30 protein-coding genes and 1 tRNA gene are annotated in these 25,673 nt (G+C 36.2%); 24 read left to right on the forward strand and 7 right to left on the reverse strand.

Annotated elements, in window-relative coordinates; genetic code table 11:
- Positions 1 to 51 precede the first annotated feature (51 nt).
- From C1A05_RS11115 to C1A05_RS11150, 8 genes are all read left to right on the forward strand, one after another.
- Positions 52 to 285 carry a DUF896 domain-containing protein gene (locus C1A05_RS11115; protein ID WP_102028310.1) on the forward strand — a complete coding sequence of 78 codons (234 nt, stop codon included), beginning with the start codon at positions 52 to 54 and terminating at the stop codon, positions 283 to 285.
- Between the two features lie 264 nt (positions 286 to 549).
- Positions 550 to 2,550 (forward strand): transketolase, encoded by a 2,001-nt coding sequence (tkt, locus tag C1A05_RS11120; protein WP_102028311.1) that lies wholly within the window; start codon positions 550 to 552, stop codon positions 2,548 to 2,550.
- A 141-nt stretch (positions 2,551 to 2,691) separates the two neighbouring features.
- Positions 2,692 to 3,114: a sporulation inhibitor of replication protein SirA gene (gene sirA / locus C1A05_RS11125; protein WP_102028312.1), complete on the forward strand. Its 423-nt coding sequence runs from the start codon at positions 2,692 to 2,694 to the stop codon at positions 3,112 to 3,114.
- 75 nt (positions 3,115 to 3,189) lie between these two features.
- Positions 3,190 to 3,414: a YneF family protein gene (locus C1A05_RS11130; protein WP_102028313.1), complete on the forward strand. Its 225-nt coding sequence runs from the start codon at positions 3,190 to 3,192 to the stop codon at positions 3,412 to 3,414.
- A gap of 371 nt (positions 3,415 to 3,785) precedes the next feature.
- Positions 3,786 to 4,493 carry a cytochrome c biogenesis CcdA family protein gene (locus C1A05_RS11135; RefSeq protein WP_102028314.1) on the forward strand — a complete coding sequence of 236 codons (708 nt, stop codon included), beginning with the start codon at positions 3,786 to 3,788 and terminating at the stop codon, positions 4,491 to 4,493.
- Between the two features lie 121 nt (positions 4,494 to 4,614).
- Positions 4,615 to 5,037 (forward strand): Na(+)/H(+) antiporter subunit B, encoded by a 423-nt coding sequence (locus tag C1A05_RS11140; RefSeq protein WP_102028315.1) that lies wholly within the window; start codon positions 4,615 to 4,617, stop codon positions 5,035 to 5,037.
- 26 nt (positions 5,038 to 5,063) lie between these two features.
- A complete protein-coding gene (locus C1A05_RS11145; RefSeq protein WP_102028316.1) occupies positions 5,064 to 5,426 on the forward strand; it encodes a response regulator in 363 nt (120 codons plus the stop codon).
- A gap of 29 nt (positions 5,427 to 5,455) precedes the next feature.
- Entirely contained in the window at positions 5,456 to 5,962 is a 507-nt protein-coding gene (locus tag C1A05_RS11150) for a CcdC family protein (RefSeq protein WP_102028317.1), read from the forward strand.
- Here C1A05_RS11150 and C1A05_RS11155 read toward each other — a convergent pair.
- Positions 5,955 to 6,404 carry a DUF2621 domain-containing protein gene (locus C1A05_RS11155; RefSeq protein ID WP_102028318.1) on the reverse strand — a complete coding sequence of 150 codons (450 nt, stop codon included), beginning with the start codon at positions 6,402 to 6,404 and terminating at the stop codon, positions 5,955 to 5,957. The two genes, C1A05_RS11150 and C1A05_RS11155, sit on opposite strands and share 8 nt — an antisense overlap.
- 193 nt (positions 6,405 to 6,597) lie before the next feature.
- Between C1A05_RS11155 and C1A05_RS11160 the strand changes: the two genes are divergently transcribed.
- The 3 genes from C1A05_RS11160 (at position 6,598) to C1A05_RS11170 (ending at position 8,372) form a co-directional block, all read left to right on the forward strand.
- The gene (locus C1A05_RS11160) at positions 6,598 to 7,011 is read left to right on the forward strand and encodes a hypothetical protein (RefSeq protein WP_102028319.1); all 414 of its coding nucleotides are present in this window, start codon (positions 6,598 to 6,600) and stop codon (positions 7,009 to 7,011) included.
- A gap of 236 nt (positions 7,012 to 7,247) precedes the next feature.
- A complete protein-coding gene (locus tag C1A05_RS11165) occupies positions 7,248 to 7,901 on the forward strand; it encodes a pyridoxine/pyridoxamine 5'-phosphate oxidase (RefSeq protein ID WP_102028320.1) in 654 nt (217 codons plus the stop codon).
- Between the two features lie 132 nt (positions 7,902 to 8,033).
- On the forward strand, positions 8,034 to 8,372 hold the full coding sequence (locus C1A05_RS11170; protein ID WP_102028321.1) for a J-domain-containing protein: 339 nt from the start codon (positions 8,034 to 8,036) through the stop codon (positions 8,370 to 8,372).
- Positions 8,373 to 8,474: 102 nt separating this feature from the next.
- On the opposite strand, the gene C1A05_RS18045 is transcribed toward C1A05_RS11170, so the two are convergent.
- Positions 8,475 to 8,571, reverse strand: a tRNA-Sec gene (locus C1A05_RS18045).
- A gap of 131 nt (positions 8,572 to 8,702) precedes the next feature.
- Between C1A05_RS18045 and selB the strand changes: the two genes are divergently transcribed.
- From selB to selA, 3 genes are all read left to right on the forward strand, one after another.
- The gene (gene selB, locus C1A05_RS11175) at positions 8,703 to 10,586 is read left to right on the forward strand and encodes a selenocysteine-specific translation elongation factor (protein WP_102028322.1); all 1,884 of its coding nucleotides are present in this window, start codon (positions 8,703 to 8,705) and stop codon (positions 10,584 to 10,586) included.
- A gap of 77 nt (positions 10,587 to 10,663) precedes the next feature.
- On the forward strand, positions 10,664 to 10,903 hold the full coding sequence (locus tag C1A05_RS11180; RefSeq protein WP_373419472.1) for a SelT/SelW/SelH family (seleno)protein: 240 nt from the start codon (positions 10,664 to 10,666) through the stop codon (positions 10,901 to 10,903).
- A gap of 94 nt (positions 10,904 to 10,997) precedes the next feature.
- On the forward strand, positions 10,998 to 12,401 hold the full coding sequence (gene selA, locus C1A05_RS11185) for an L-seryl-tRNA(Sec) selenium transferase (RefSeq protein WP_102028324.1): 1,404 nt from the start codon (positions 10,998 to 11,000) through the stop codon (positions 12,399 to 12,401).
- Here the strand turns inward: selA and C1A05_RS11190 are convergent.
- Positions 12,387 to 12,515, reverse strand: a complete 129-nt coding sequence (locus C1A05_RS11190; RefSeq protein WP_102028325.1) for a small acid-soluble spore protein P — start codon at positions 12,513 to 12,515, stop codon at positions 12,387 to 12,389. The genes selA and C1A05_RS11190 overlap by 15 nt on opposite strands.
- Before the next feature lie 203 nt (positions 12,516 to 12,718).
- On the opposite strand from C1A05_RS11190, the gene acnA reads away from it, so the two are divergent.
- From acnA to C1A05_RS11220, 7 genes are all read left to right on the forward strand, one after another.
- Entirely contained in the window at positions 12,719 to 15,430 is a 2,712-nt protein-coding gene (gene acnA / locus C1A05_RS11195) for an aconitate hydratase AcnA (protein ID WP_102028326.1), read from the forward strand.
- A gap of 143 nt (positions 15,431 to 15,573) precedes the next feature.
- Positions 15,574 to 16,227 (forward strand): TlpA family protein disulfide reductase, encoded by a 654-nt coding sequence (locus tag C1A05_RS11200; RefSeq protein ID WP_159462059.1) that lies wholly within the window; start codon positions 15,574 to 15,576, stop codon positions 16,225 to 16,227.
- Between the two features lie 75 nt (positions 16,228 to 16,302).
- Positions 16,303 to 16,449 carry an FbpB family small basic protein gene (locus C1A05_RS17865; protein ID WP_145997314.1) on the forward strand — a complete coding sequence of 49 codons (147 nt, stop codon included), beginning with the start codon at positions 16,303 to 16,305 and terminating at the stop codon, positions 16,447 to 16,449.
- An 83-nt stretch (positions 16,450 to 16,532) separates the two neighbouring features.
- Entirely contained in the window at positions 16,533 to 16,682 is a 150-nt protein-coding gene (sspN, locus tag C1A05_RS11205; protein WP_102028474.1) for a small acid-soluble spore protein N, read from the forward strand.
- A 13-nt stretch (positions 16,683 to 16,695) separates the two neighbouring features.
- Positions 16,696 to 16,926 carry a small acid-soluble spore protein Tlp gene (gene tlp / locus C1A05_RS11210; RefSeq protein WP_102028328.1) on the forward strand — a complete coding sequence of 77 codons (231 nt, stop codon included), beginning with the start codon at positions 16,696 to 16,698 and terminating at the stop codon, positions 16,924 to 16,926.
- Between the two features lie 132 nt (positions 16,927 to 17,058).
- Entirely contained in the window at positions 17,059 to 17,481 is a 423-nt protein-coding gene (locus C1A05_RS11215) for an acyl-CoA thioesterase (protein ID WP_102028329.1), read from the forward strand.
- A 2-nt stretch (positions 17,482 to 17,483) separates the two neighbouring features.
- Positions 17,484 to 17,786: a hypothetical protein gene (locus tag C1A05_RS11220; protein ID WP_102028330.1), complete on the forward strand. Its 303-nt coding sequence runs from the start codon at positions 17,484 to 17,486 to the stop codon at positions 17,784 to 17,786.
- An 11-nt stretch (positions 17,787 to 17,797) separates the two neighbouring features.
- Here the strand turns inward: C1A05_RS11220 and yidD are convergent, their stop codons facing one another.
- The 4 genes from yidD to plsY form a co-directional block, all read right to left on the reverse strand.
- Positions 17,798 to 18,040, reverse strand: a complete 243-nt coding sequence (gene yidD / locus C1A05_RS11225; protein ID WP_102028331.1) for a membrane protein insertion efficiency factor YidD — start codon at positions 18,038 to 18,040, stop codon at positions 17,798 to 17,800.
- Positions 18,041 to 18,059: 19 nt separating this feature from the next.
- The gene (gene folE2, locus C1A05_RS11230; RefSeq protein ID WP_102028475.1) at positions 18,060 to 18,989 is read right to left on the reverse strand and encodes a GTP cyclohydrolase FolE2; all 930 of its coding nucleotides are present in this window, start codon (positions 18,987 to 18,989) and stop codon (positions 18,060 to 18,062) included.
- A 111-nt stretch (positions 18,990 to 19,100) separates the two neighbouring features.
- A complete protein-coding gene (locus C1A05_RS11235) occupies positions 19,101 to 20,282 on the reverse strand; it encodes a CapA family protein (protein ID WP_102028332.1) in 1,182 nt (393 codons plus the stop codon).
- Between the two features lie 120 nt (positions 20,283 to 20,402).
- Positions 20,403 to 20,984, reverse strand: a complete 582-nt coding sequence (gene plsY / locus C1A05_RS11240; protein ID WP_102028333.1) for a glycerol-3-phosphate 1-O-acyltransferase PlsY — start codon at positions 20,982 to 20,984, stop codon at positions 20,403 to 20,405.
- Positions 20,985 to 21,208: 224 nt separating this feature from the next.
- On the opposite strand from plsY, the gene C1A05_RS11245 reads away from it, so the two are divergent.
- From C1A05_RS11245 to parE, 3 genes are all read left to right on the forward strand, one after another.
- Entirely contained in the window at positions 21,209 to 22,951 is a 1,743-nt protein-coding gene (locus tag C1A05_RS11245; protein WP_102028334.1) for a glycosyl hydrolase family 18 protein, read from the forward strand.
- 60 nt (positions 22,952 to 23,011) lie between these two features.
- Positions 23,012 to 23,425 carry a CoA-binding protein gene (locus tag C1A05_RS11250; RefSeq protein ID WP_102028335.1) on the forward strand — a complete coding sequence of 138 codons (414 nt, stop codon included), beginning with the start codon at positions 23,012 to 23,014 and terminating at the stop codon, positions 23,423 to 23,425.
- 292 nt (positions 23,426 to 23,717) lie between these two features.
- Positions 23,718 to 25,673 (forward strand): DNA topoisomerase IV subunit B, encoded by a 1,956-nt coding sequence (gene parE / locus C1A05_RS11255; protein ID WP_102028476.1) that lies wholly within the window; start codon positions 23,718 to 23,720, stop codon positions 25,671 to 25,673.

The following is a 25,673-nucleotide window of genomic DNA, read 5'->3' on the forward strand; positions in this document are numbered from 1 at the left end:
AGGGTCTATAAAGCTGACACTTGCTTTATTTATTTTAGAAGGAGCGTCCCCATGATTTCCAAAGATAAGTTAGACCGTATCAATTTTCTTGCAAAGAAATCCAAAAGTGAAGGATTAACTAATATAGAAAAAGAAGAACAGCAAGAACTACGTAAGGAATATTTAAAAAATGTGAGAAAGTCATTTAAAAACCAGCTGAAAACCATGACCGTTATAGATCCTGCTGGAAATGACGTTACTCCAAAAAAATTAAGAGATGAACAAGAAAGAAATAAACATCATTAAAAAAGGTAGACTCCATCATTTGGTGGGAGTCTATCTTTTTTATATATGTAGAACGAATAAATTAGGAGCTTTCAATACACTTTATAAAAGAATCAACTTTACAAAAAGAATAAAATGGTTAAAATGTCACTTTTTTGCTTGTCTAACAACCTTTTTACGTTTAGGATAAACATAGTACATATTAAATTTGAGCAATGTTAATCATTTGCACATTCTAAAAAAAATTGATAAAAAAGATGGAAGAATAGAAGGGAGTAAGTAGATATGTCTTTAGAAATGAAATCGATAAACACAATACGAACTTTATCCATTGATGCTATTGAAAAAGCAAATTCTGGTCACCCTGGAATGCCTATGGGGGCTGCGCCAATGGCTTATACGTTATGGACAGAATTTATGAATCATAACCCGAAAAATTCAAAATGGTTTAACCGTGATCGTTTCGTGCTTTCAGCAGGACACGGAAGCATGCTTTTATATAGTTTACTTCATTTATCTGGATATAACGTTACTATGGACGATCTTAAAAATTTCCGCCAATGGGGTTCAAAAACACCTGGGCATCCGGAATATGGACATACAGACGGTGTAGAAGCTACTACAGGACCACTTGGTCAAGGCTTTGCGATGGCAGTAGGGATGGCTATGGCAGAAAGTCATTTAGCAGCAAAATACAATCGAGATCATTTAAAAGTGGTGGATCACTACACATATAGCATATGTGGTGATGGGGATTTAATGGAAGGCATTTCCCATGAAACGGCATCTCTTGCAGGCCATTTAAAGCTAGGTAAATTAGTTCTTTTATATGATTCGAATGACATTTCCTTAGATGGAGATTTGGATCGTTCCTTCTCCGAAAACGTGGAAAAACGTTTTACATCCTATGGTTGGCAAGTCATACGAGTGGACGATGGAAATAATTTAGATGAAATTCGAGATGCAATTAAAGCGGCAAAGCAAAATACAGAGCAGCCAACACTTATTGAAGTAAAGACAGTTATAGGTTATGGGTCGCCTAATAAATCTGGTAAATCAGCATCCCATGGCGCGCCACTAGGTACAGATGAAGTGAAGCTAACAAAAGGTCACTATGAATGGGAACATGATGAGTTCCAGGTACCTAACGATGTATATGAAGATTTTAAACAAAAAGTAATAGAAAATGGTAAACGTCAGGAAGAAAAGTGGAATCAAGTCGTAGCAGAATATAAAGAAAAATATCCTGAGCTTGGTAATGAGTTCGAAGCTGCGATTCAAGGTAAATTACCTGAGGGATGGAAAAAGGACTTCCCTGAATATAAAGTAGGGGAAGATAAGCCTGCAACTCGGGAAACCTCAGGGAAAGCCTTAAATGCTATTGCAGAAAAGGTACCTTTCTTCCTAGGAGGTAGTGCTGATTTAGCAGGTTCCAATAAAACAACCATTAAAGATGCTGCAGATTTAACAGCAACGGATTATAGCGGACGAAACATTTGGTTTGGAGTTCGTGAATTTGCGATGGCAGCTGCCTTAAATGGTATGGTATTACATGGTGGGGTTAAAGCATATGCAGGCACATTCTTTGTATTTAGTGATTACTTGCGTCCTGCAGTACGTTTAGCTGCATTAATGAACATACCTTCCATCTTTGTATTTACACATGATTCCATTGCTGTTGGAGAAGATGGACCAACTCATGAACCGGTTGAGCACCTGTCTTCATTCCGTTCGATGCCAAATCTTTCGTTAATCCGTCCAGCAGATGGATACGAAACGAATGCTGCTTGGCAACTTGCATTAGAGTCAGAGGACCAACCAACAGCATTAGTGTTAACGAGACAAGGACTTCCAACACTTGAAAGTACAAAGGAAAATGCATATGAAGGGGTAAAACGTGGAGCATATGTGGTTTCTAAAGGTGAAAAAGCAGAAGCAGATGTGTTGCTACTTGCTACAGGATCCGAAGTACATCTTGCTATTAATGCACAACAAGAATTAAGAAAGAAAGGTGTAGATTGTGCCGTTGTAAGTATGCCATCATGGGATCGCTTTGAAAAGCAGCCTCAAGAGTATAAAAACAGTGTGATTCCGAAAACCATTAAAAAGCGTTTAGCAATTGAAATGGGAGCATCACTAGGCTGGGATCGATATGTTGGTGATGAAGGAGCGATTATTTCAATTGATGCATTTGGGGCTTCAGCACCAGGAAATAAAGTAATAGAAGAATATGGTTTTACTGTTGAAAACGTAGTGAAACATGTAGAAGAGTTAGTAAATAAATAATAATAGGAATCCCCTACAAGTTGAGTAGGGGATTCGCTTTTATAAAAGAAGTTTGTCAATAAAATAATATATTTTTATCCAAATTTCGACAGACTTTTAAAAAAATTCTGATAGAATAGTCTCCAAGAGGTGAGACAAGCTATGCAAAAATATTCGTTGTACTTTATAGAGGATGAATTTTTTCATCATTATTATCACAAAAGTACGCTTTTGTTTGATTTCTTTATACATGTACGAAATCAGCCAAGCAATAGTATAATTCGTAAGCAATATGAGTTTATTACGAAAAAGATTCCGTATAAAAAAATGAAAGAATTTCTTGCCTATCACACGAACTTAACTGTACATGAAACAGAAGAGGGACTATTAATAAACCACTTACAATCAAACATTGTTATCGAATGTGAAGATAGAGAATGGACGGTTTATGCATCCTCATTACACGAAGTCGAAAGGTTATTATTTGAAAACCTACGATGTTTTGATATATCTTTTTATGTAGTAGATTTCGAACATAATCAATATGGGTGGCTATCTCCTCTACGAAAAGAAATTCTGCTATAATAGAAAAGCTATTGTCATATTTATAACGTTTTACTATACTGTATGAGAGACAACATGAAGGAGGAAACCGTTTTTATGAGTACAATTTGGGTAGTATTAATTGCAATCGTAGCATTAATCGCGGGTATTGCATTAGGATTTTTCATTGCTAGAAAATATATGATGAACTATTTGAAGAAAAATCCTCCTATTAATGAACAAATGCTAAGAACAATGATGATGCAAATGGGACAAAAACCATCTCAGAAAAAAATAGCACAAATGATGCGTGCAATGAATAACCAAACAGGTAAAAAGTAAGAAGAGCCTTTGAGAAACTTAAGGGATCCGTTTTTGCTTGACATTAAGAAATCCTTCTTCAGATACAGAAGAAGGATTTCTTTTTACGAATACATAGTTAGTGGCATGAGCCTTCACAAAAATGTCAATAATGAATGAACTATAGAGAAGGATTTCCCAATACAGTTTGATAAAATGATGTTAAGTTACTCCCATTATACGGTTGTAGATTAGGAAGACCCATGCAAACAGATAGAGTAACAGGATAACTGAAGCAATTTCTTACAAGTACTTACCGTTTTTTCAACAGACAGCCACTTTGAAAAGATGCAAAAAACTCAATGATTAAAGATTCACATTCATTATCACTATTACATGAAGGAGCGTTCATCATGGTAGAGGAAGTTAATTTATTTCTATCCTTTGGAGCGGGGTTTTTGTCTTTTATATCCCCTTGTGTATTACCGCTTTATCCTATTTTTTTATCTTATATTACGGGAATGAGTGTAAATGAATTAAAAGAAGACAATGCAATGCTACGTAGACATAGCCTGCTTCATACCTTAAGCTTTATTGTTGGTTTCTCTGCAATCTTTGTCATACTAGGATTTGCAACTTCTGCAATAGGAGAAGTTCTGATCGAATATCGAACATTAATTAGACAACTTGGAGCCATACTAATGGTGTTCTTTGGTTTTGTTATGATTGGGGTATTCAACTTTGAATTTTTAATGAAGGAGAGAAAAATTTCCTTTAAAAATAGGCCAGCAGGGTATATAGGCTCATTATTTATTGGTATGGCTTTTTCCATGAGCTGGACACCTTGCGTTGGACCTATCTTAATGTCTGTAATCGGACTTGCTGCGTCTAATCCGGAATCTGGTGTTGTTCTTATGATTGCATATTCATTAGGATTCTCTATTCCATTTTTTGTTTTATCCTTCTTTGTAGGAAAATTAGGTTGGATAAAACGTAATGGTGCAAAGCTTGTGAAAATTGGTGGATATATAATGATTTTAGTCGGTGTTGCCTTATTCTTTGACTGGATGAGAGTTTTTACTGCATATTTATCTAGCTTTTTTGGGTTTCAAGGTTTTTAATTTCTAAACCGAACATAATATAAGAAATCATACCTAAAACTTGTGAAAATAGTAAAAATTATTTATTATGATAGTAATGTTACTTTTTTCGGTACAGCTAAAAATAAGGGGGGTACATACTATGCGCTCAAATGATTTAATTTTAAGAACGACTACGGCCCTTATTGCCTTCATATTATTAGGCTTTTCGGTTTATTTATTTTTTGCTGGACATAATTCACCTGGTGGGGGATTTATTGGTGGATTAATGACAGCATCCGCGATTGTTTTAATGTATATGACGTACGGTTTTGATGTTATCCGTAAAGTGTTGCCATTCAATTATAATATACTAATCGGGTTAGGATTAATGACTGCTTTATTAACAGCTATTGGCTCATTTGCCTTTAATCAACCCTTTTTAAGTCATACATTTGACCATTTCCATATTCCAATATTTGGAGATGTTGAATTAGCAACGGCAATGTTGTTTGATTTAGGAGTATATTTAACCGTTATTGGAGTGACATTAACCATTATTTTGTCAATTGCAGAAGATAACTGATATATATGCGATGGGGAGAGATTGAGATGGGGAAAGTTTTGGTAGTTGATGATGCGCAATTTATGAGGTTAACACTGTCTAATATACTGAAAAAAGCTGGTTTTGAAGTTGTAGGTGAAGCTTCTGATGGTCAGATGGCTGTTGATATGTATGATCAATTAAAGCCAGATCTGGTAACAATGGATATCACGATGCCGACAATGAATGGGCTAGATGCTACCAGAGAAATCTTAAAGCAAGATCCAAACGCAAAAATTGTAATGTGCTCAGCGGTAGGTCAACAAAAGATAGTAGTAGAAGCGATTCAAATGGGTGCAAAGGATTTTATTGTTAAGCCCTTTGATGAAACTCGAGTTGTTGAAACAATTCATCGTTTCATTCAAAAATAATTTATAGACTTCAGAGAGTGTGAAATGGTATGAACTACTTTGTTATAGCTAGTACGGTAGTCGCAATGTTTATGGCAGTCACTATGATTTTTGTACGAATGAAGGCTGCTAAGAAACCTGCTTCCATTAAGAAGATTATTTTGCCACCAATTATGATGAGTACGGGTGCGTTCATGTATGTTTTTCCAATGTTTCGAATATCATTTCTGCAAGTTGCGGAAGCATTAGGAGTAGGAATTCTCTTTTCCATATTACTAATTGTTACATCAAAATTTGAAATACGAGAAACAGAAATTTATTTAATACCATCCAAGATCTTTATCCTTGTTTTAGTTGGTTTATTAGTGGTTAGAGTCATCTTGAAGAGTATTTTAGGACATGTCATTACTCTTGGAGAAACGAGTGGAATGTTCTTTATGCTCGCATTTGGTATGATAATCAGCTGGCGATTGGCTATGCTATTTAAATTCATCAAATTGCAAAAAGCGTTAAACGAAGGTGCTGTGTCTACAATAAAATCCCAAACTACTACATAGTAGTTTGGGATTTTTCTTTTTCAAGTAGATGTTCATATGGGGAAAAATCAATTTCTTTACGTTGTAATGTTTTTATTAAAAATTTATGGTCTCTTTTTGGTGTAGCTAATATGTATCCTTCAATTAGTACATCTTGTGTAATTTTTTTCTTCTTTTTTTCTAAAGCTAACTGCCCAATTTTACTTGCAATTTTTTGTTTCGCAACGTCTCGAAATAATTGTGGAACGGGGGACACTAATTCTTCTAAAAGTCTTTTTTCATCTTCTCCCCAAAGCTTTGCTGTTTTGTTTACATAGTACTCTTCCCAATCTATTATCGATTTACCATCCTCTTTTGGTAGTCGTTTCAGGAACTTTCGGAACATAAAAAAGCCGCCGATCCCCATTAATCCAACTAATATGAATGTCCAACCAATAATAAAAATTAAGAATCCTGTTGACATATTGTTCACCCGCAATTTTTTCATCTTATCCAGTAAAATATAGCATATTCTCAGTAAAATAGCTATTACAAATACGCCGTCACCTATAATTATATTATGTAAACTACTTAAATCCAAAAAATAGTATTTGGTTGTCCTTATTATCAATCATTTGCATAAACATATGTATCAGAAGAGTAAAGTGGGGGATTACATGATACTTCGTTTTAGTGGTTTAGTTATTAGTATTGTAGTTTTTACTTTAACCGAAATATATTGTAGCTTGAAAATAGGGGCAGACGGCATGTATCCTAGGTCGGAAGTGTTGATGCAAATTTTAATCCATTATATCTTGTTATTTTATCTTTTTACCTTTGCCATTCTTATCATGCAGTGGAGTGCAGTTAAGCTTACGGATGACTTATATAATGATCAATACTCCTTATTGGAAAAAGCATATATGCTTATTTTCTATATTGGATTTACCATTATCATACCAGGGTATATGCTTCTTCGGTTTCTATATATCATTTGGGAAAAGACCTATATGTTTACTCTATCTATCTCCTTGATCTACTTATTAGCAAGTATTGTTGCGATAATTAAAAAGAAATGGCTTTGGGAATAAATCCATTTCTTTTTATCTTTCTTTTGGTAGAGTCAATTCTTTTCAACCAACTTCTCTAATACAGAGCATGACTATCCCGAATAGTTTTAGGGGATAATAACAATTTTATTGGATATATATGCTAATATTAACGATAAATTGGAATTTTCGTCACTTAAACGGAATGGATGTAATAAGCTAGTATATGTTACTCACCGGCTTCCGATATAACAATTCATAAGGAGCTGTTCAATATTATGAATAGTGTCAGGAATAAAATCCAAAACAGTAAAACACTCATAGGGCCATTTCCAACATTTGAAGTCCAAGATACTCCTTATACTCCCTACGAATTATTCTTAACATGGTTTCAATTTGCATTTGATCATGATATACATGAACCTCACGCAATGACTCTATCTACAGTAGATAAAAAAGGCAATCCAGATTCGAGAGTACTTATACTTAAAGATGTGGATGAAGAAGGCTGGTACTTTGCAACTAGTACTATTAGTGAAAAAGGTAAACAATTACAGACTAACTCTAATGTTTCCTTAAACTTTTATTGGTCATTAATTGGTCGGCAAATAAGAATACGTGGTAATGCTATGAAGATGGATAAAAAAACAAACATGCAGGACTTTTTGAATCGCGGAAAGGTTGCACGTGCTATTACTTTAATAGGTAAACAAAGCTCAATTTTAGAAAAACAAAGTGACTTTGAGGAAGCATTGTCAACACAACTGTCTAATTTGAAAGATAATCCTGTTGAAGTTTCTGATTCTTGGGCCCTTTACAAGGTTAGAGCTAATGAGGTTGAATTTTGGCAAGCAGATGAGAAGAGACAGCATGTTAGATTAAAGTATTTTTTAGAAGGTGGGAATTGGGTAAAAAAACAATTGTGGGCATAATCAATAAATACTTTAAAATTGCTATTCGTTATCTCATGAAAAGACGGTGCATAACACATCCCCTATGAAAGAATTTTTTCATGTCTAAAGTGAAATTATCTAAAATGACAAAATTGGAGGAGAGTGAAGTGTATGGATAAAAAATATAATGACTTAATAGGCGACATAATTAAAGAAAATAATTATGAATATGAAAAAGAGCTACCTGGAAAAGGAAAGCCCCTTCCTAAAGATTATATGCAAAAGGATACATTTCAACATTTTCAAAAGATTGCAAAAGATGCTGGCTTTTTACCGCCATGGTTAGAATTACAAAAAGAAATAAGGGTTTTATTGAATGCAGCCAAAACAGAAAGCGATATAGAAGTTATTAATTTGAAAATTAAAAAACATAATCGAATATGTCCAACTCCAATGCAAAAAAATCTAGTAAGCTTATCTAATTTAGAGCAAAACAAAAAAAACTGGTAATCAGATAATAGGTAACGAATAGTCGACGTAGCTCATCTGGTAATGATATAGCACCCTGAGAAGAACAGGTGGTTTGCCGAGGCAAGATACTTAACAAATAGTTGGCGGGACTGTGTGGGAATCGAACCCACCAGAGATGACACGCACCTCTCAAACGGTTTTGAAGACCGCGACGGGCACCAGCACCGTAACCAACCCCATATCTAACAAAATTTAATTATACAGAAAGCCTCTATTTATTTCAATTATCGAATCACTAGAATTGATTTTTGATGGTTGAGCCGTAATAATAAACCTACATACTAATTTAGAAAATGACGGTGAAAAGCAATGAATAATAGAAGTTATACAATAGGGATGGCCGGGCATATCGATCATGGAAAGACGTCGTTGACCAAAGCACTAACAAATGTGGATACAGATCGGCTAAAGGAAGAAAAGGAACGGAAAATTTCGATTGAGCTAGGTTTTGCCCCATTAAAGCTAAAAGATTCGAATTACAATATTTCCATCATTGATGTACCTGGACATGAGAAGTTTATTCGACAAATGATTGCAGGGGTTGCAGGGATTGATCTTGTGTTGATCATTATTGCTGCTGATGAAGGGATAATGCCACAAACGGTAGAGCATATGAATATTCTTTCCTTATTAAATATCCATAACGCCATTATTGTTATAACAAAGGTGAAGCAAGCGGAAGCAGAGCTAATAGATCTAGTTGAAAATGATATCAAGGAATTTATAAAGCAAACAACCTTCGCCGATGCTCCTATTGTTCAAGTCGATAGTATCGATGGTGTGGGAATAGAGGGATTAAAACAACGAATAATGGACCAGCTAAATTATACGAAGCATCGTAATGAATTAGCTCCATTCCGTTTGCCAATTGATCAAGTATTTACGATGAAAGGTGTTGGCACTATTGTACGAGGCACCATTTATGAAGGTACTGTTCACGTAGAGGACCAGCTTGTAGTGCTACCAAATGACCAAAAAGGAAAAGCGCGGCAAATTCAAGTACACTCCCATTCGGTTAATCGTGGTTTTGCTGGACAACGGACTGCAATTCAACTTGCGGGCGTTCATAAAGACGATGTGAAACGCGGGGATGTACTAGTGAAACAACCAGAATTTTTTACGACCACCACGACGATTGATGTTGCGATGCGTTTTATCAATCCACTTAAAACGCCTATTAAGCAACGTACCCCGATAAAGTTACATACTGGAACTAATGAAGTGTATGGACACATCATCTTCTTTGACCGAAACAAAGTAGAAAAGGAAATGGATGAAATCGTTTGTCAAATACGATTGAAAGAACCAATTGTAATAAAAAGGGAAGACCGCTTTATCCTGAGACGAGCCACTCCTGTCGAAACAATTGGTGGAGGATGGGTAATCAATCCAAATGGAGAAAAGTATAAGTTTGGAGAAGAAACGATTACAAAATTAACCCAAATGAAGGAGGGAACACCAGAAGAGCAAGTGCTACAATTGATTTCTAGACACAATTGGATTACAAAAGAAGAGCTTGTGAAAAAAATACCGATAGATTTAAACCAAATGGAAGAAATGGTTCATCGCTTGAGCATAGATGGTACAATCAAGAAAATAGCAAATTATTATACATTAACAAGCTACTATGAGCAGATCCAAAATGAAATAATCCAGGTTTTAAATCAATTTCATGATGAAAATCCAATGAAAACAGGTATGAACAAACCAGAGTTATTAAAGCATATAGAGGTCCATAAATCGATCCAAGAGATGCTTATCAAACAATGGATTGGAGATAAAAAAATAAACCAAAAAGGTCATTATATTGCAATAAATGGATTTGAACCACATTTACCTACTAAATGGGAAACAAGAATGTTATCTGTTTTAGATCAATTAAAGGCGGACCAGCTAAAGGTTAAAGAATGGAAAGAGTATGTGAAGGGGCTTCCTATGGAGTTCGTAGAGCCTTTTCATAATTATTTAATAGAACAAGAAATTATTACGCCATTAATGGAAAACTATATGATTCACACAAATGTATGGGAGGAAAGTGTTGCTTTATTAAGACAACAGACAGAAGCCACCTTTACGTTGAAAGAAGCGAAGGATATTTTGAAAATATCGAGAAAATATTTAATCCCATTTTTAGAACGATTAGACAAACGAAACATCACGATACGAATAGAAGACAAACGAAAATGGGTGTAAAACACAAAATTTGAAGTATTTTGAATCTTTTTCTATACTGAATTTAAATGATTTAAACTGGAGGAGGCAATAAAAGAATGTCTTGTAACGTATCTATTGAATTCTGCATGATGTGAAATTATGCACCAAAAGCTGCGCGTGTCGCAGAAGAATTATTTAGCCATTATCGTCATAAAATTACCAATATGACGCTAACACCAGGCTCAGGTGGTGTTTTTGAAGTAACAGTAAATGGGAAGAAGATTTTCTCGAAAAAAGAAATGGACAGATTTCCGAATGCAGATGAATTGATTGAAAAAATGGATGAACACTTTTAACAATTAGCATACCCTTAAGTGGTGTGCTTTTTTCAATTGAATAGAGCATTGATGTTATAATGAGGACAATTGATAGTTTTAGGGAGGTATGACCTTGAATTCACTACTACGATCTATTCCACCTGTGCACGAAATCCAAAGGGAAGCTGCTATATTAGATATCCAAAAGGAGTTAAACCTAACGACTAACAAAGTGACGGAAACAATTCAACAGGTTGTGAATCAGATTAGAGAAATGATTATAGAGGAAAAGCTTAGCTTGGATTCTCGTTCTATAAAAACGCATATTATTGATATCGTTGTACAATCGTTAACGACATGGAACGAATATACGTTAAAAAGAGTTATTAATGGAACAGGTACCGTTTTACATACAAATCTTGGGCGAGCAAGACTGTCGGAAGAGGCTGCAAAACATGTTGTTGAGATTGCTACGAGTTATAGTAATTTAGAATATGACATACAAAACGGCAAACGGGGTTCAAGACATGCCATTGTAGAGGATTTAATTAAAGAGGTAACTGGTGCCGAGGCTGCGATTGTAGTAAATAATAATGCCGCAGCTGTGTATTTTATCCTTCGATGCTTTGCGAAAGGTTCGGAAGTTATCGTATCCCGTGGAGAATTAGTCGAAATTGGTGGAAGCTTTCGAGTTTCCTCCATAATGGAAGAAAGCGATGCAAAGTTGGTGGAAGTCGGCACCACAAATAAAACCAACATAAATGATTATGAAAAAGCCATTTCTGATCGAACCACAATGCTGTTAAAGGTACATACAAGTAATTTCAAAATTGTTGGATTTACAAAAAGCGTAGAGCGTAAGGAACTTTCCAAACTAGCTGAAGAGCATGGAGTACTTTTTTATGAAGATTTAGGTAGCGGAGCGTTATATAATTTTTCTGACCATCACATTGGGGACGAACCTGTTGTTAAATCAATTTTAAAGGAAGGCCCACACCTAATTTCTTTTAGTGGTGATAAGCTTTTAGGGGGCCCACAAGCAGGTATTATTGCTGGAAAAAAAGAACTGATTGATAAGCTCAAACAACATCAGCTTGCAAGGGTACTTCGAGTGGATAAAATGTCACTCGCTGCACTAGAAGTAACATTAAAAGCGTATGTGAAAGATACTATACCTGCAATTCCTACTGTTAAGGATATGTTAAAGCCTAAAGAACAGTTGCATATGCAAGCCATGCAATTTTTAGGGCGATGTCGAGACTTTTCGAACATCCGTTTAAGTATCAAAAAAGATATGTCCATGATTGGCGGGGGGACTATGCCTACAGAACAAATCGAAACATACGGGATTACACTTAACACCAAAAAAATGACGACTGTTGATATGGAAAGAAATTTACGTGTTCGCAAGCTTCCAGTTATTTGTAGATTTGTAAAGGAAGAATTATTCATCGACTTTCGAACACTTTCCAATCAAGATATAGACGATTTATTTCACATTCTTACGCAAGTAGAACAAGAATTACAGGTCGTGTGAGGCACCTTTTTTCTGTCTAGAATGATTGCGGTTCTTTACCTTTTTGGAGCCTTTCATTGGCTCACCGTAAGGCTGTTTTACTTGATCTTTGAATTTCGATTGCTTTTCTGACATAGAAACTCCTCCTTTCCATCTTATTATTTGAAAAACATTTAGGAAATATTTAATGTTTTTATGTATAGAAAAGAAAAATTTAGTTGAATCGTTTTACTTATCTAACATTTTGATTTAAAATGAATACGTGCGCAAAGACTGTCAAAGGTAGGGACATGGGAACAGGAGAAGCACTTATACATATTTTCTTAGGGGGTATACAAATGACAGCTAATAACGCTTACAATGCGAAAAAGCAGTTTGAAATTGATGGCAAAAAGTATAATTACTATGATTTGAAAGCGTTGGAGGAAGCTGGAATTGGTAATGTATCACGCTTACCATATTCCATTCGTGTTCTTCTTGAATCTGTACTACGCCAGCATGATGGACGTGTAATTAAAAATGAGCATGTTGAAAACTTAGCAAAATGGGGCACAGCTGATGTAGAAGGTAATGTGGATGTTCCATTTAAACCTTCCCGAGTTATTTTACAAGACTTTACAGGGGTACCAGCAGTAGTAGATTTAGCCTCCCTTCGTAAAGCTATGGTTGATATGGGTGGAAGCCCTGACAGTATTAATCCAGAAGTTCCAGTTGACCTAGTAATTGACCACTCCGTTCAAGTTGATAAATATGGTTCTTCAAATGCCCTTCGATTAAATATGGACCTAGAATTTGAACGTAACGCGGAGCGTTATCAATTCCTAAACTGGGCTCAAAAAGCATTCGATAATTATCGTGCTGTTCCACCTGCAACAGGAATTGTACACCAAGTTAACCTAGAATATTTAGCAAGTGTTGTTCATGCGATCGAAAATGAAAGCGGTGAATATGACACATATCCAGATACTTTAGTGGGTACGGACTCTCATACAACGATGATCAACGGTATCGGTGTTCTTGGTTGGGGTGTTGGTGGTATTGAAGCGGAAGCAGGAATGCTTGGTCAACCATCTTATTTCCCAGCTCCAGAAGTTATCGGTGTGAAACTTGTAGGTAAGTTTCCGAATGGAGCTACAGCAACAGACTTAGCTTTAAAAGTAACGCAAGTACTTCGTGAAGCTAAAGTAGTTGGTAAATTTGTTGAATTCTTCGGTCCTGGTTTAAGTGAAATGCCTTTAGCTGACCGTGCAACTATTTCGAACATGGCTCCTGAATACGGTGCTACTTGTGGTTTCTTCCCAGTTGATAATGAAGCGTTAGCATATATGCGTTTAACTGGACGTTCTGAAGAGCACATTAAAGTAGTTGAAACGTACTGTAAGGAAAACAACTTATTCTATACACCAGATCAAGAAGAGCCTGAATTTACAAAGCTTATTACAATTGATCTTTCTGAGCTTGAACCAAACCTTTCTGGTCCTAAGCGTCCGCAAGATTTGATTCCTTTATCACAAATGAAAGAATCATTCAACAAAGCACTTACTGCTCCAGCAGGTAACCATGGTTTTGGTTTAGATGAAAATGAAAAGGATAAAACTGCTACTGCTAAGCTTGCAGATGGTAGAGAAACAACAATGAAAACAGGTGCAGTTGCAATTGCTGCAATCACATCTTGTACAAATACTTCGAACCCATACGTAATGCTAGGTGCTGGTCTACTTGCGAAAAAAGCAGTAGAAAAAGGCTTAGAGGTACCTGCTTATGTAAAAACATCTTTAGCACCAGGCTCAAAGGTTGTTACACGTTATCTTGAAGATGCTGGTTTACTTGATTATTTAGATCAATTAGGATTTAACCTAGTTGGTTACGGATGTACTACTTGTATCGGTAACTCTGGTCCACTACTACCAGAAATTGAGGAAGCGATTTCTGAGAATGACTTAACTGTAGCATCTGTACTTTCAGGTAACCGTAACTTTGAAGGTCGTATCCATCCATTAGTGAAGGCGAACTTCTTAGCATCACCACCACTAGTTGTAGCATATGCGTTAGCTGGTACAGTGGATATCGATTTATACAACGAGCCACTTGGTCAAGATAAAGACGGTAACAATGTATTCTTTAAAGACATTTGGCCTTCTAGTGAAGAAGTAAAAGCGGAAATTGCAAAAGTAGTAACGCCTGAAATTTTCCGTAAAGAATATGAAAACGTATTTAATTCAAACGAAAAGTGGAATGCGATTGAAACAACAGATGAGCCACTTTACCAATGGGATGAAGATTCCACATACATTCAAAATCCTCCATTCTTTGAAGGATTGTCCAAAGACCCAGAAGAGGTTAAACCCCTATCTGGATTGCGTGTAGTTGGTAAGTTTGGAGATTCAGTTACGACTGACCACATTTCACCAGCAGGGGCTATTCCTAAGGATATGCCTGCAGGTAAGTATTTAACGGATAAAGGAGTATCTCCACGTGACTTTAACTCTTATGGCTCTCGTCGTGGTAACCATGAAGTAATGATGCGTGGTACTTTCGGTAACATTCGTATTCGTAACCAAATTGCACCTGGTACAGAAGGTGGATTCACAACATACTGGCCAACAGAAGAAATTATGCCAATTTATGACGCATGTATGAAATACCAAGAAGACAATACTGGTTTGGCTGTTATTGCTGGTAACGATTACGGTATGGGATCTTCTCGTGACTGGGCTGCAAAAGGTACAAACTTACTAGGAATCAAAACAGTTATTGCCCAAAGTTTTGAGCGTATTCATCGCTCTAACCTTGTAATGATGGGTGTACTACCATTACAATTTAAAGAAGGTGAAGGCGCTGAAGCTCTTGGCCTAACTGGTAGAGAAGTACTTGATGTTCAAATTGATGAAAATGTAAAACCACATGACCTAGTGAAAGTAACGGCTACTGATGAAGCAGGTAATAAGACAGAATTTGAAGCTATTGCCCGTTTCGATAGTGAAGTGGAAATTGATTACTATCGTCATGGCGGTATTTTACAAATGGTATTGCGTAACAAATTAAAATAAGTAATATTCACATGCACTCCTCTATTGAGGAGTGCTTTTTTAACATTTATACGGATTCACCCATAGCTTTTCTTACATGTATAACCATGTTAAAATGGACAGTAGCGAATACATATTGGAGTATAAAGGATGGTTACAACGCTATGATTAAACGCCTATTTGCAGTAACAGTTCTACTTTTAATGATTGGTTTTGTTATATACAGCTTTACAAAAGAAAAAACAGCTGCAGAGAAAGGATACAGCTTCACAGAAGAAAATACAGCTGCAGAGAAAAAGGAGGAGTTACCAGTTGAAGTGGAGGACGAATCCTTTGATGGGGTTATTTGGGCAACTCCTGAGGACGATCGTGCTGTAGAGGTTTCAAGTGTGAAGGTGCAGGATATTGCACCAGATTTTACTTTAGAAACGTTATCTGGTGAATCATTAACATTATCCGACTTGAAAGGGAAAAAAGTGTTTTTAAATTTTTGGGCTACTTGGTGTACTTACTGTATCGATGAAATGCCAGCTATGCAACAATTTTATGAGGACCACAAGGATGAGCTTGTTGTTCTAGGACTTAATGCAACCGGATCTGAAAAATCTGTAAAAGAGGTAAAGTCCTTTGTTGAGGATTTAGGTGTTACCTTTCCAATAGCTCTTGATAAGGATTTAGACGTAACCTATAACAAATATCAAGCATTTGGTTTACCAACAACGTATTTTATCAATACCAAGGGAGAAGTGCAATTACCAAAACATGTAGGTCCAATGGATATAGAACTCATGACTGAAAAGCTAAAGGAACTAGAATAAGTTATTTTTCTGACTTCTCATCGAATAAACGTGCCTTTTCTTGGAAATAATGTTACAAAAAGGAGAGTATTTCCAATGAAAAAGAAACGTAAAATGTCCTACGCAGAAATTTTGGCAAATGAAAGAGAACAAATAAGACAAAATCCAGAACTTATGGAACAAATTGAACAAAAGCTTGAAGAACGTTTATCCTCAGGAATTATGGAAGCAGCCGAAAAATAGGGCTGCTTTTTTATTCCACTTATATATTCTGTGATAAAGCTCAAACTATTTACGAAAAACTTCATAAAGGAGTTTTGATGCCAATGGGTAATCCCAAAAAGGACTCAAAGCATTTTCAGCCAAGACATCTTGGTTTAGCAAGTCGCAAGTATGATGGTAATATGGGTAAGAAATATCAAACGAAACCTGAGCATGGTGGAGGGACAATCTGGGCTCAACCAAAAGGAAATTAGAGGGGGAGTATAGATGAATCATTATCACAATAAGCCAAAACCGGATGATCGTTCCGATAACGTAGAAAAGTTACAACAGATGATTCATGATACGATTGAAAATATGGAAGAAGCAGAGGAATCAGCTCAGTTTGCAAATGAACAAGACCGCCAAGATATCGAAGCGAAAAACGAACGCAGAAGACATGCAATTGAAGGGTTTCGAAGTGAAATAAAAGATGAAGTACGAGATAACAATCACTAATTACGAGAGCCTGTCGTGAAGACAGGCTTTTTTTCAATCTCGAGCATGTAATATCAAACACTGGGAAAATCCGTCTAACTTATGATAAAATCACCATATTACATATAGCAGTAATTAGAGGGGAGTACTTTCATGAAAATATCAGAAGCAGAGGTAACCGTTCGATATCAGGAAACCGATCAGATGGGGGTCGTATATCATGCCAATTATTTAGTATGGTTTGAAATTGGACGGACAAAATTTATGGAGGACTTAGGTTTTCAATATCATGAAATGGAAGAAGAGGGAATAGTTGTTCCAGTAGTAGATGCGAACATTCAGTTTAAGCAACCTGTACGCTATGGACAAACTGCAAAGGTGAAAACGTGGCTCTTAACGTATACTGGAGTTAAAATTGTATATGGATACGAGATATTAGATGGAAATGGTGAAACAGCAGTAACAGGTACGACAACACATGTTTGTGTCAAGAAAGAAACATTTAAGCCAATCTCTACACGCAAAAAATTTCCAGCCTTACATGAAGCTTATGTAAAAGCAACAAGGGATGAATAATTATGGCATTTGGTGTAAAACGTGATGAACTTATAAATTGGAAGCAAAAAGTCTTAAGTGGCGAAATCGCATTTTTAACCCATTATTGGCTCGATGACCGCTTTCCAAAGAGTAACACCGTAACAAAGGTTGGGTGCTCTGATCTAGCTAAGCTTATGGAATGGGGTAAAAAGTACGGACTAAAGCCAGAATGGATTCACAAGGATGAGCGATTTCCACATTTTGATTTAATTGGCTCCTTTCAACGTGACATATTAGAACAAGAGGGAAAGATGGAACAATTAAATCGTTTTCATTTACGTTAAAAAAGAGGTCCTTATTTCGAGTAAGGACCTCTTTTTCTTAGCTTTTCCGGTACAGGATCAAATCCACCTGGATGGAATGGATGGCATTTTAAAATTCTTTTCGTTGTTAAATAAAACCCTTTAAAGAAACCAAATCTTCTAAAGGCTTCCAACCCATATTCGGAACATGTTGGTTGAAATCGGCATGATGGTCCCCTTAATGGAGAAATATATTTACGATACACTTTAATAATGCCAATAAATAAATATTTCATAATCTAACAAATCCGTTCCTTAGATATCGGTACGCTTATCAAATGTAATCGATGCAACTGCGTCATGTAAATGGATGGACTCTTCATTTACACAGGAAACCTTGAATTTTTGAACAAAAGGCATTTCAAAAAGGTCAGCCGCTACTAATCGCACCATGTCCTCAACAAAGCGAGGATTCTCATAGGCTTGCTCGGTAACCATTTTTTCATCTGGTCGCTTTAAAACAGGATGGATTCGAGCACTTGCATTGGATTCCGCTGCTTCTAATAATGATTCTTTCCAATCGATGTCATCCTCATTAAAGTCATCTGTTAGGGTCGTCACGATTTTAACGTTACCTCTTTGGTTGTGTGCACTATATTCACTTATCTCTTTTGAACAAGGACATAGAGTGGTAATTGTTGCTTCGAGTGAAACTTCAATTGTGAAACCTGTGTCTTTGTTATACGTAACTTTCATGGAAACATCAGCATGATTTAAACCAGTTAGATCGGATTGAGGACCTTTTCGTTCATAAAACCATGGAAATGTAACTTTCATAGATGCATCCGTTTGTTTTAAACGATCTGAAAGTTCGGCAACAAATTTTTTCATCGTATTCAGGTCAATGATAAAACCATTTTCATAATACTGATGAAGCTGTTCCGTAAAGCGACTCATATTCGTGCCTTTACTATCTTGTGCAATACTCGAAGTAAATTCAAACGTACCAATAGTTGTTTGCTGATATGGCTTTAGCGCACTTTGAACAACAATAGGATGTTTCACATTTTGAATTCCTACCGCATCTATTTTAAATAAGAAATCATTTTTCGTATTTTGAAGGTCTTTCATTTTATCTTTTTCAGTTGGTTTTGTTTTGGGACCTGGTTGTACCGACCCAAATAATTTATGGCGCTCCCTTTTACTTGGTAGTTTTCTTTTTTGATCTGCTTCTAACATCTTCATGACTCCTTTCGCCATAGCTAAATCCTATTAATGATTCTGTAACTATGAATACTTAAAATTATACATGATATTTTACAAAATGTTCAATTATTCTACCTTAACGGAGCCACTCTATAGTTTTTCTACAACGGTAACATCGTCTGTATAGGATTTCATATGTTCTTGCATTTCTTGAAATAGCTCTTTTGCATCGGATAGTCCATACTGATCGGCATCTATTAAGGGCACTACTTTGTAATTTTGATAATTTGGTCGATAATTGTATGTCGGCATGATTTTTACATCCGAAAGGGAGACGGTCTTATTGTTGTTCTTGTCAATGGTTTTTGACAAATTTAAATGTAAGATGGCACCAATACGTTGATAGAGCTCTGCCTGCCCAGATAGAAAATTACCTAAAGAATAGATAACAAAAGTCCGATGACCATCATCTTGTTCAATCCAATCAGCTGGTTGTAATACATGTGGATGGTGACCTAATATAATATCCGCACCAGCTTTACTTACTTCTTCTACTAATAGTTTTTGTACATCATTTGCGTAACGTTGATATTCCAATCCGAAATGAAGACTAACTACTACAAAGTCTACTTGTGGTTTCAAGTTTTTAATGTCTTTTATAATTTTATCCTGCTCCAGATATTGAACAAGATAGTCTTTACCCTCTGGTCGGATTAAACCATTTGTTCCATAAGTATAAGCAACAAAACCGACCGAGATGCCATCCTTTGTTATGATTCTTGGTTTCTGTTGGTCTTCTTCGCTGCGATAAGATCCTACATATGGAATGCCGATTTTATCGAAATAAGCTGTAGCGTTTAAAATACCTTGCTCGCCTGCATCTAACGTATGATTATTCGCCATCGAAACAATGTCCACTCCAGCATCCTTTAATGCATCTCCTACCTCATATGGAGAATTAAACATTGGATAGGAGGAGAGACCAAGCTCTGTTCCGCCTAATATCGTTTCTTGATTTGCAAACATTATATCTGGTGAAATCATATATTCTTTCACTGGTGCTAGCATTGGGGTGAAATCATATCCTGTTTCAGTTTTTGCATCATTATAAACAGAATTATGAATTAAAATGTCTCCAACTGCCCCTAAAGTAATCTCGCTTTGAAATTGTTTTCCGGCTGGTTGAGCCTTCGTTTTCATACCTGTATGGTTTTGACTTGTATACGTCTTGTCGACAGCATCCGTTGGTTTATGACTTGAAATGATAAGGATAGCGATACAAACAACTAATAATGTCGCAATCAATGTAACAATACTAGATAACTTTCTCATTCTTCATTCCCCCTAAGAAGTTTTAAACCTAAAAACATATGGCTTTATCTTTTTATTTTCCGCCATGTATAGCATTGTTATGAAACGAAAAAAACACAACACTAGAGAATCGTGCTGTGTCTACATCCATTTGATCTTCGGCTCTGTTTTATTCATTATTCGTTTTATATTTGCACGGTGGCGATATACGATAATAGCAGTTAGTATTGCTGTCACGATAATTAATCCAATATCCTGAAAAAAGATAGATAAAATAATGGCTACTAAACCTGTAACCATAGATGACAAGGATACATATTTTGAAATTTTAAGCGTTATCAAAAATGTACAAAAAATGGATACAAATAGAATTGGGTTAACAGCTAAAATAACGCCACCAGAAGTTGCTACTGCTTTACCACCTTTAAATTTTGCAAATAATGGATATGTATGTCCTAATACCGCAAAAATACCTACCACTAAAGCATTTGCATCTGCATGGAATAATAATGGGAGCCCCGCTGCCAAAGTCCCTTTTAATACATCGGCGATTGTTACGATTAATCCAGCCTTAATTCCTAATACACGAAAAGTATTGGTGCCTCCTAAATTACCGCTTCCGTGTTCTCGAATATCAATACCGTAACCAAGCTTCCCTACGACAAGGGCAAAGGGAATCGAACCAAGTAAGTAGGCGATGATTCCAAAAATAACATAATCCATAAAAAATCTCCTTTTATCTCGAAATGATAAACGTAAAACAAGTAATACAAAAATGTAGTCATATTACAGTATAGGACGCTTTTAATAAATTATAAATAGATTTAGTACCTGCTCATATTTTATCATGAAATGACAAAAAACCGAATAATTTTTACAAACTTCATTTCCCTATTTTAAAAAATAGAAAAATCCTTTACGATTAGAAAGGGGAGGAGAGGCGAGAAATGTCACAGATTCAATTAAAAGAGAAAAGGAAATTAGGACGATTTGCATTGCCTTTGTTGCTATTATTTATCGTAACCAGTATTGTAACATGGGTTATCTATCCATTTCCTTCTGATATAAAAAGTGCGTATTTCGATAGTGAACATCCGATTCTAATAAATGATGATGTAACAACATATGAAGCAAAAATGGCAGAGGAATCCATTTATGTACCAATTGAATTCGTCCAAGAAGAGATAGATGAGCATCTATTCTTTGATGAGAATACAGGGTCTGTGATTGTTACGACTAAGGAAAAAGTCTTTCAATTACAAACGGATCATTTAACCTATTTTGTGAATAACCAAGAGCATTCGTTGTCATTTCCAGCACTTGTAGATAACAATGATCAAAAGTATATCGCAACAAGCTGGATGGAAGAAGTATACCCTATTGAGATTTCCTATTTAAGTGAAACAGGTGCGGTACATGTTATCGATGAGGGGAAAAGCGTCATGACTGGTAAATCGGTTTCCGAGTATGATGTAGATTTATTTAGACTTCGTGAAAAGCCAGATTTAACGAGTCCATATTATGAAGAACTCGAAACAAATGAAGAAGTGGTTATTGTTGACGAAAAAGAAAAATATTACAAAGTTAGAAAAGATAACGGTATTGCAGGCTATGTAAAAAAAGAAGTAATCGAATTAACCGGTGTGGAGCAGGTAGAAGTAGAAATAGAAGAAGAGCCTAAGTCTACGAATCTACCAAAACTAGAATGGCCGATTCATATGACTTGGGATGCGATATATCACCCAGATGCAACACCTACTGTCCTTACTGATTATGAAGGTGTACAGGTGATTTCTCCTACTTGGTTTCACCTGAACAAAGCGGATGGGTCCCTTACAAGTTATGCGAAGGAAGCATACGTGAAAGATGCAAAAGAGAAGGGCTATCAAGTGTGGGCATTATTTTCAAATGATTTTAATGCAGATTTAACACATGAAGTATTAAAATCCTATGAGACAAGAAAAACGATTATTTCCCAATTGCTTCACTATGCGAACATTTATAACTTGGATGGCTTTAATATCGATTTTGAAAATGTATACTTGGAGGATGGGGAATTATTAACGCAATTTATGAGAGAATTCACCCCTCTAGCACATGAAGCTGGTTTAGTAGTTTCCATGGATATTACGTTTATTTCTACGAATGAAAATTATTCGATGTTTTATGAACGAGAGCAGCTAGCAGAGGTTGTGGACTATTTAATCGTAATGGCATACGACGAACATTGGGCTACATCTCCAAAAGCAGGGAGTGTAGCAAGTATTCCGTGGGTTGAAGAAAATCTCACAAGGTTATTAGAAGTAGTACCAAATGAGCGCCTAATGCTAGGTGTCCCACTATATACGAGACTATGGAAGGAAACAGAAAATGCAGATGGTACCATTTCTGTAGAGTCTGAATCCATGTCCATGGATGATGTTGAAGCATGGATTACAGAACATCAAGTAACACCTAAATACGATGAAGCATCTGGCCAACAATATGTTGAATGGAAGGATCCAGAAAATCCAATCACATATAAAATTTGGATTGAGGATGCTCAATCACTACAAAAACGCACGGAATTAGTCCATAAGTATAATTTAGCTGGTATGGCGAGCTGGAGTGATTATTTTGCCAATGAAGCGGTTTGGAAAGAAATTGATGAATCATTGCGTACAAAAAGCGTGGTTGCAGAGTCAGATTGATTTTAACTAGACATTTGAATCATCTTTATAATACAGTTAATAAAAAAGGAGTGTGCGCATATGCAGAATCCAACAAACGAAGAAATTAAAGAAGTATTAGAAAACGCAAAAACGATTGCGGTTGTAGGTCTTTCGAACAATCCTGACCGTACATCGTACCAAGTTACGAAAGCGATGCAGGATGCTGGTTATCGAATTATCCCAGTAAATCCAACTGTGGATGAAGTTCTAGGGGAGAAGGCATATCCTTCTTTAAGAGATGTCCCAGAGTCATTCGATATTATCAATGTTTTCCGCCGTTCGGAATTTCTTCCGGAAATCGCAAAAGAGGCAGTCCAAACAGATGCTAACGTATTTTGGGCTCAACAAGGTGTCGAGAACGAAGAAGCTTATCACTATTTAAAAGAGCATGACGTTACAGTAATTATGGATACTTGTATAAAAGTTGCTCATAGTGTATTAATAGGCAAGTAAAATTCATGATATAATAGACTTAGTTATAAAATCCCTGTAGAAGCAGGGATTTTTATTTTCCGTATCAAACTCGCTATTATCCGTGTTTATTTTACGTAATGAGACTTTAAAAAATAGTACAAATACCGATAGAAATACTAGGCTTGTTCGGAAATATTTTGAAAACGTATTTGCGAAAGCGGCAAAAAAGGCTACAATAGTAAGAGTATATGCCGTAAAATAGTAAAGAAGAACAATTGTTCTAGTAATAGTTATCTTATATTTGTGTATGTTGGTTGAAAGGGGAACATTCATTTTGAGTAAACAACAATCATCTTATAATGACGATTCCATTCAGGTCTTAGAGGGGCTTGAAGCAGTCCGGAAAAGACCTGGTATGTATATAGGTAGTACAGATCACCGAGGCCTACATCACCTCGTTTTTGAAATAGTCGATAATGCAGTTGATGAAGCTTTAGCTGGTTTTGGAAATGAAATTAATGTAACCATACATAAAGATGGAAGTGTTTCTGTAGTGGACCATGGTAGAGGTATGCCAACAGGTATGCACAAAATGGGGAAACCTACTCCGGAAATCATCTTAACCATACTCCATGCAGGGGGTAAATTTGGACAAGGTGGTTACAAAACTAGTGGTGGTCTTCACGGTGTAGGGGCATCCGTCGTAAATGCTTTATCGGAATGGTTAGAAGTTACGATTCATCGAGATAAAAAGGTTTATTATCAACGTTTTGAAAATGGTGGGCATCCAGTAACTACTCTCGAGCAGAGAGGTAATACTAGGAAAACCGGTACGAAAATTCACTTCAAACCAGACCCAACTATCTTCTCAACCACTTCCTTTCAGTTTGAAATTTTATCTGAAAGATTGCGAGAAGCCGCATTCTTATTAAAAGGATTAAAAATAGAATTAATAGATGAAAACAAAGACTTACAAGAGACGTATGAATATCCTGAAGGTCTTGAAGCTTTTGTAGCATATTTGAATGAAGAAAAGGATACATTACATCCAATTGTATCCCTTGAGGGTGCCAGTCAAGACATCGAAGTAGATTTTGCTTTCCAATTTAATGATGGGTACACGGAGAATATTTTGTCTTTTGTAAATAATGTTCGGACGAGAGATGGTGGTACCCACGAATCTGGAGCAAAATCTGCTATTACACGTAGCATTAATGAATACGCTAGAAAAAATAACTTGATAAAAGAAAAAGAGAAAAATTTAGATGGAAATGATATTCGCGAAGGCTTCACTGCGATTGTGTCTGTTAGAATACCAGAAGAGTTGCTTCAATTTGAAGGTCAAACAAAAGGGAAGCTCGGTACATCTGAAGCACGATCTGTAGTAGATGCTGTCGTATCGGAAAAATTAACATTCTTCCTTGAAGAAAACCCAGATGTTGCCACGATGCTGATCCGGAAGGCAATTAAAGCTCGTGAAGCAAGAGAGGCAGCTAGGAAAGCAAGAGAAGATGCGCGTAATGGAAAGAAGCGAAAGAAAAAGGATACGCTATTAAGCGGAAAACTTACACCAGCTCAATCGAAAAACCCTGCAAAAAATGAACTCTATTTAGTGGAGGGTGATTCTGCAGGGGGCTCTGCTAAACAAGGTAGAGACCGTAAATTCCAAGCGGTTTTACCTTTGCGTGGTAAAGTAATCAACACGGAGAAAGCGAAAATCTCCGATATCTTTAAAAATGAAGAAATTTCGACGATTATTCATACAATAGGTGCGGATGTTGGTCCGGATTTTACCTTAGAAGATTGTAATTACGATAAGATTATCATAATGACCGATGCCGATACGGATGGGGCTCATATCCAAGTGTTACTCTTGACGTTCTTCTATCGCTATATGAGACCGTTAATAGAAGCAGGAAAAGTATATATCGCACTACCACCCCTTTATAAGGTTTCAAAGGGGAAAGGGAAAAACGAACAAATTGAATATGCTTGGGAAGATGATGAATTAAAGAAAGTAACGGCGAAGTTTAAAAATGGTTACACGATCCAGCGCTATAAGGGTCTTGGGGAAATGAACGCAGACCAACTTTGGGAAACAACGATGAACCCAGAAACTCGTACGTTAATTCGCGTTACAATTGAGGATATTGCGAGAGCGGAACGTAGAATTACGACCTTAATGGGGGATAAAGTAGAGCCTAGAAGAAAATGGATTGAATCTAATGTCCAATTTACATTAGATGAAGATGACAATATACTACAAAACGATAAAATTCATAACTAA

This window comes from Salirhabdus sp. Marseille-P4669 (assembly GCF_900240405.1).
In the GTDB taxonomy this organism is placed as follows: domain Bacteria; phylum Bacillota; class Bacilli; order Bacillales; family Alkalibacillaceae; genus OEQK01.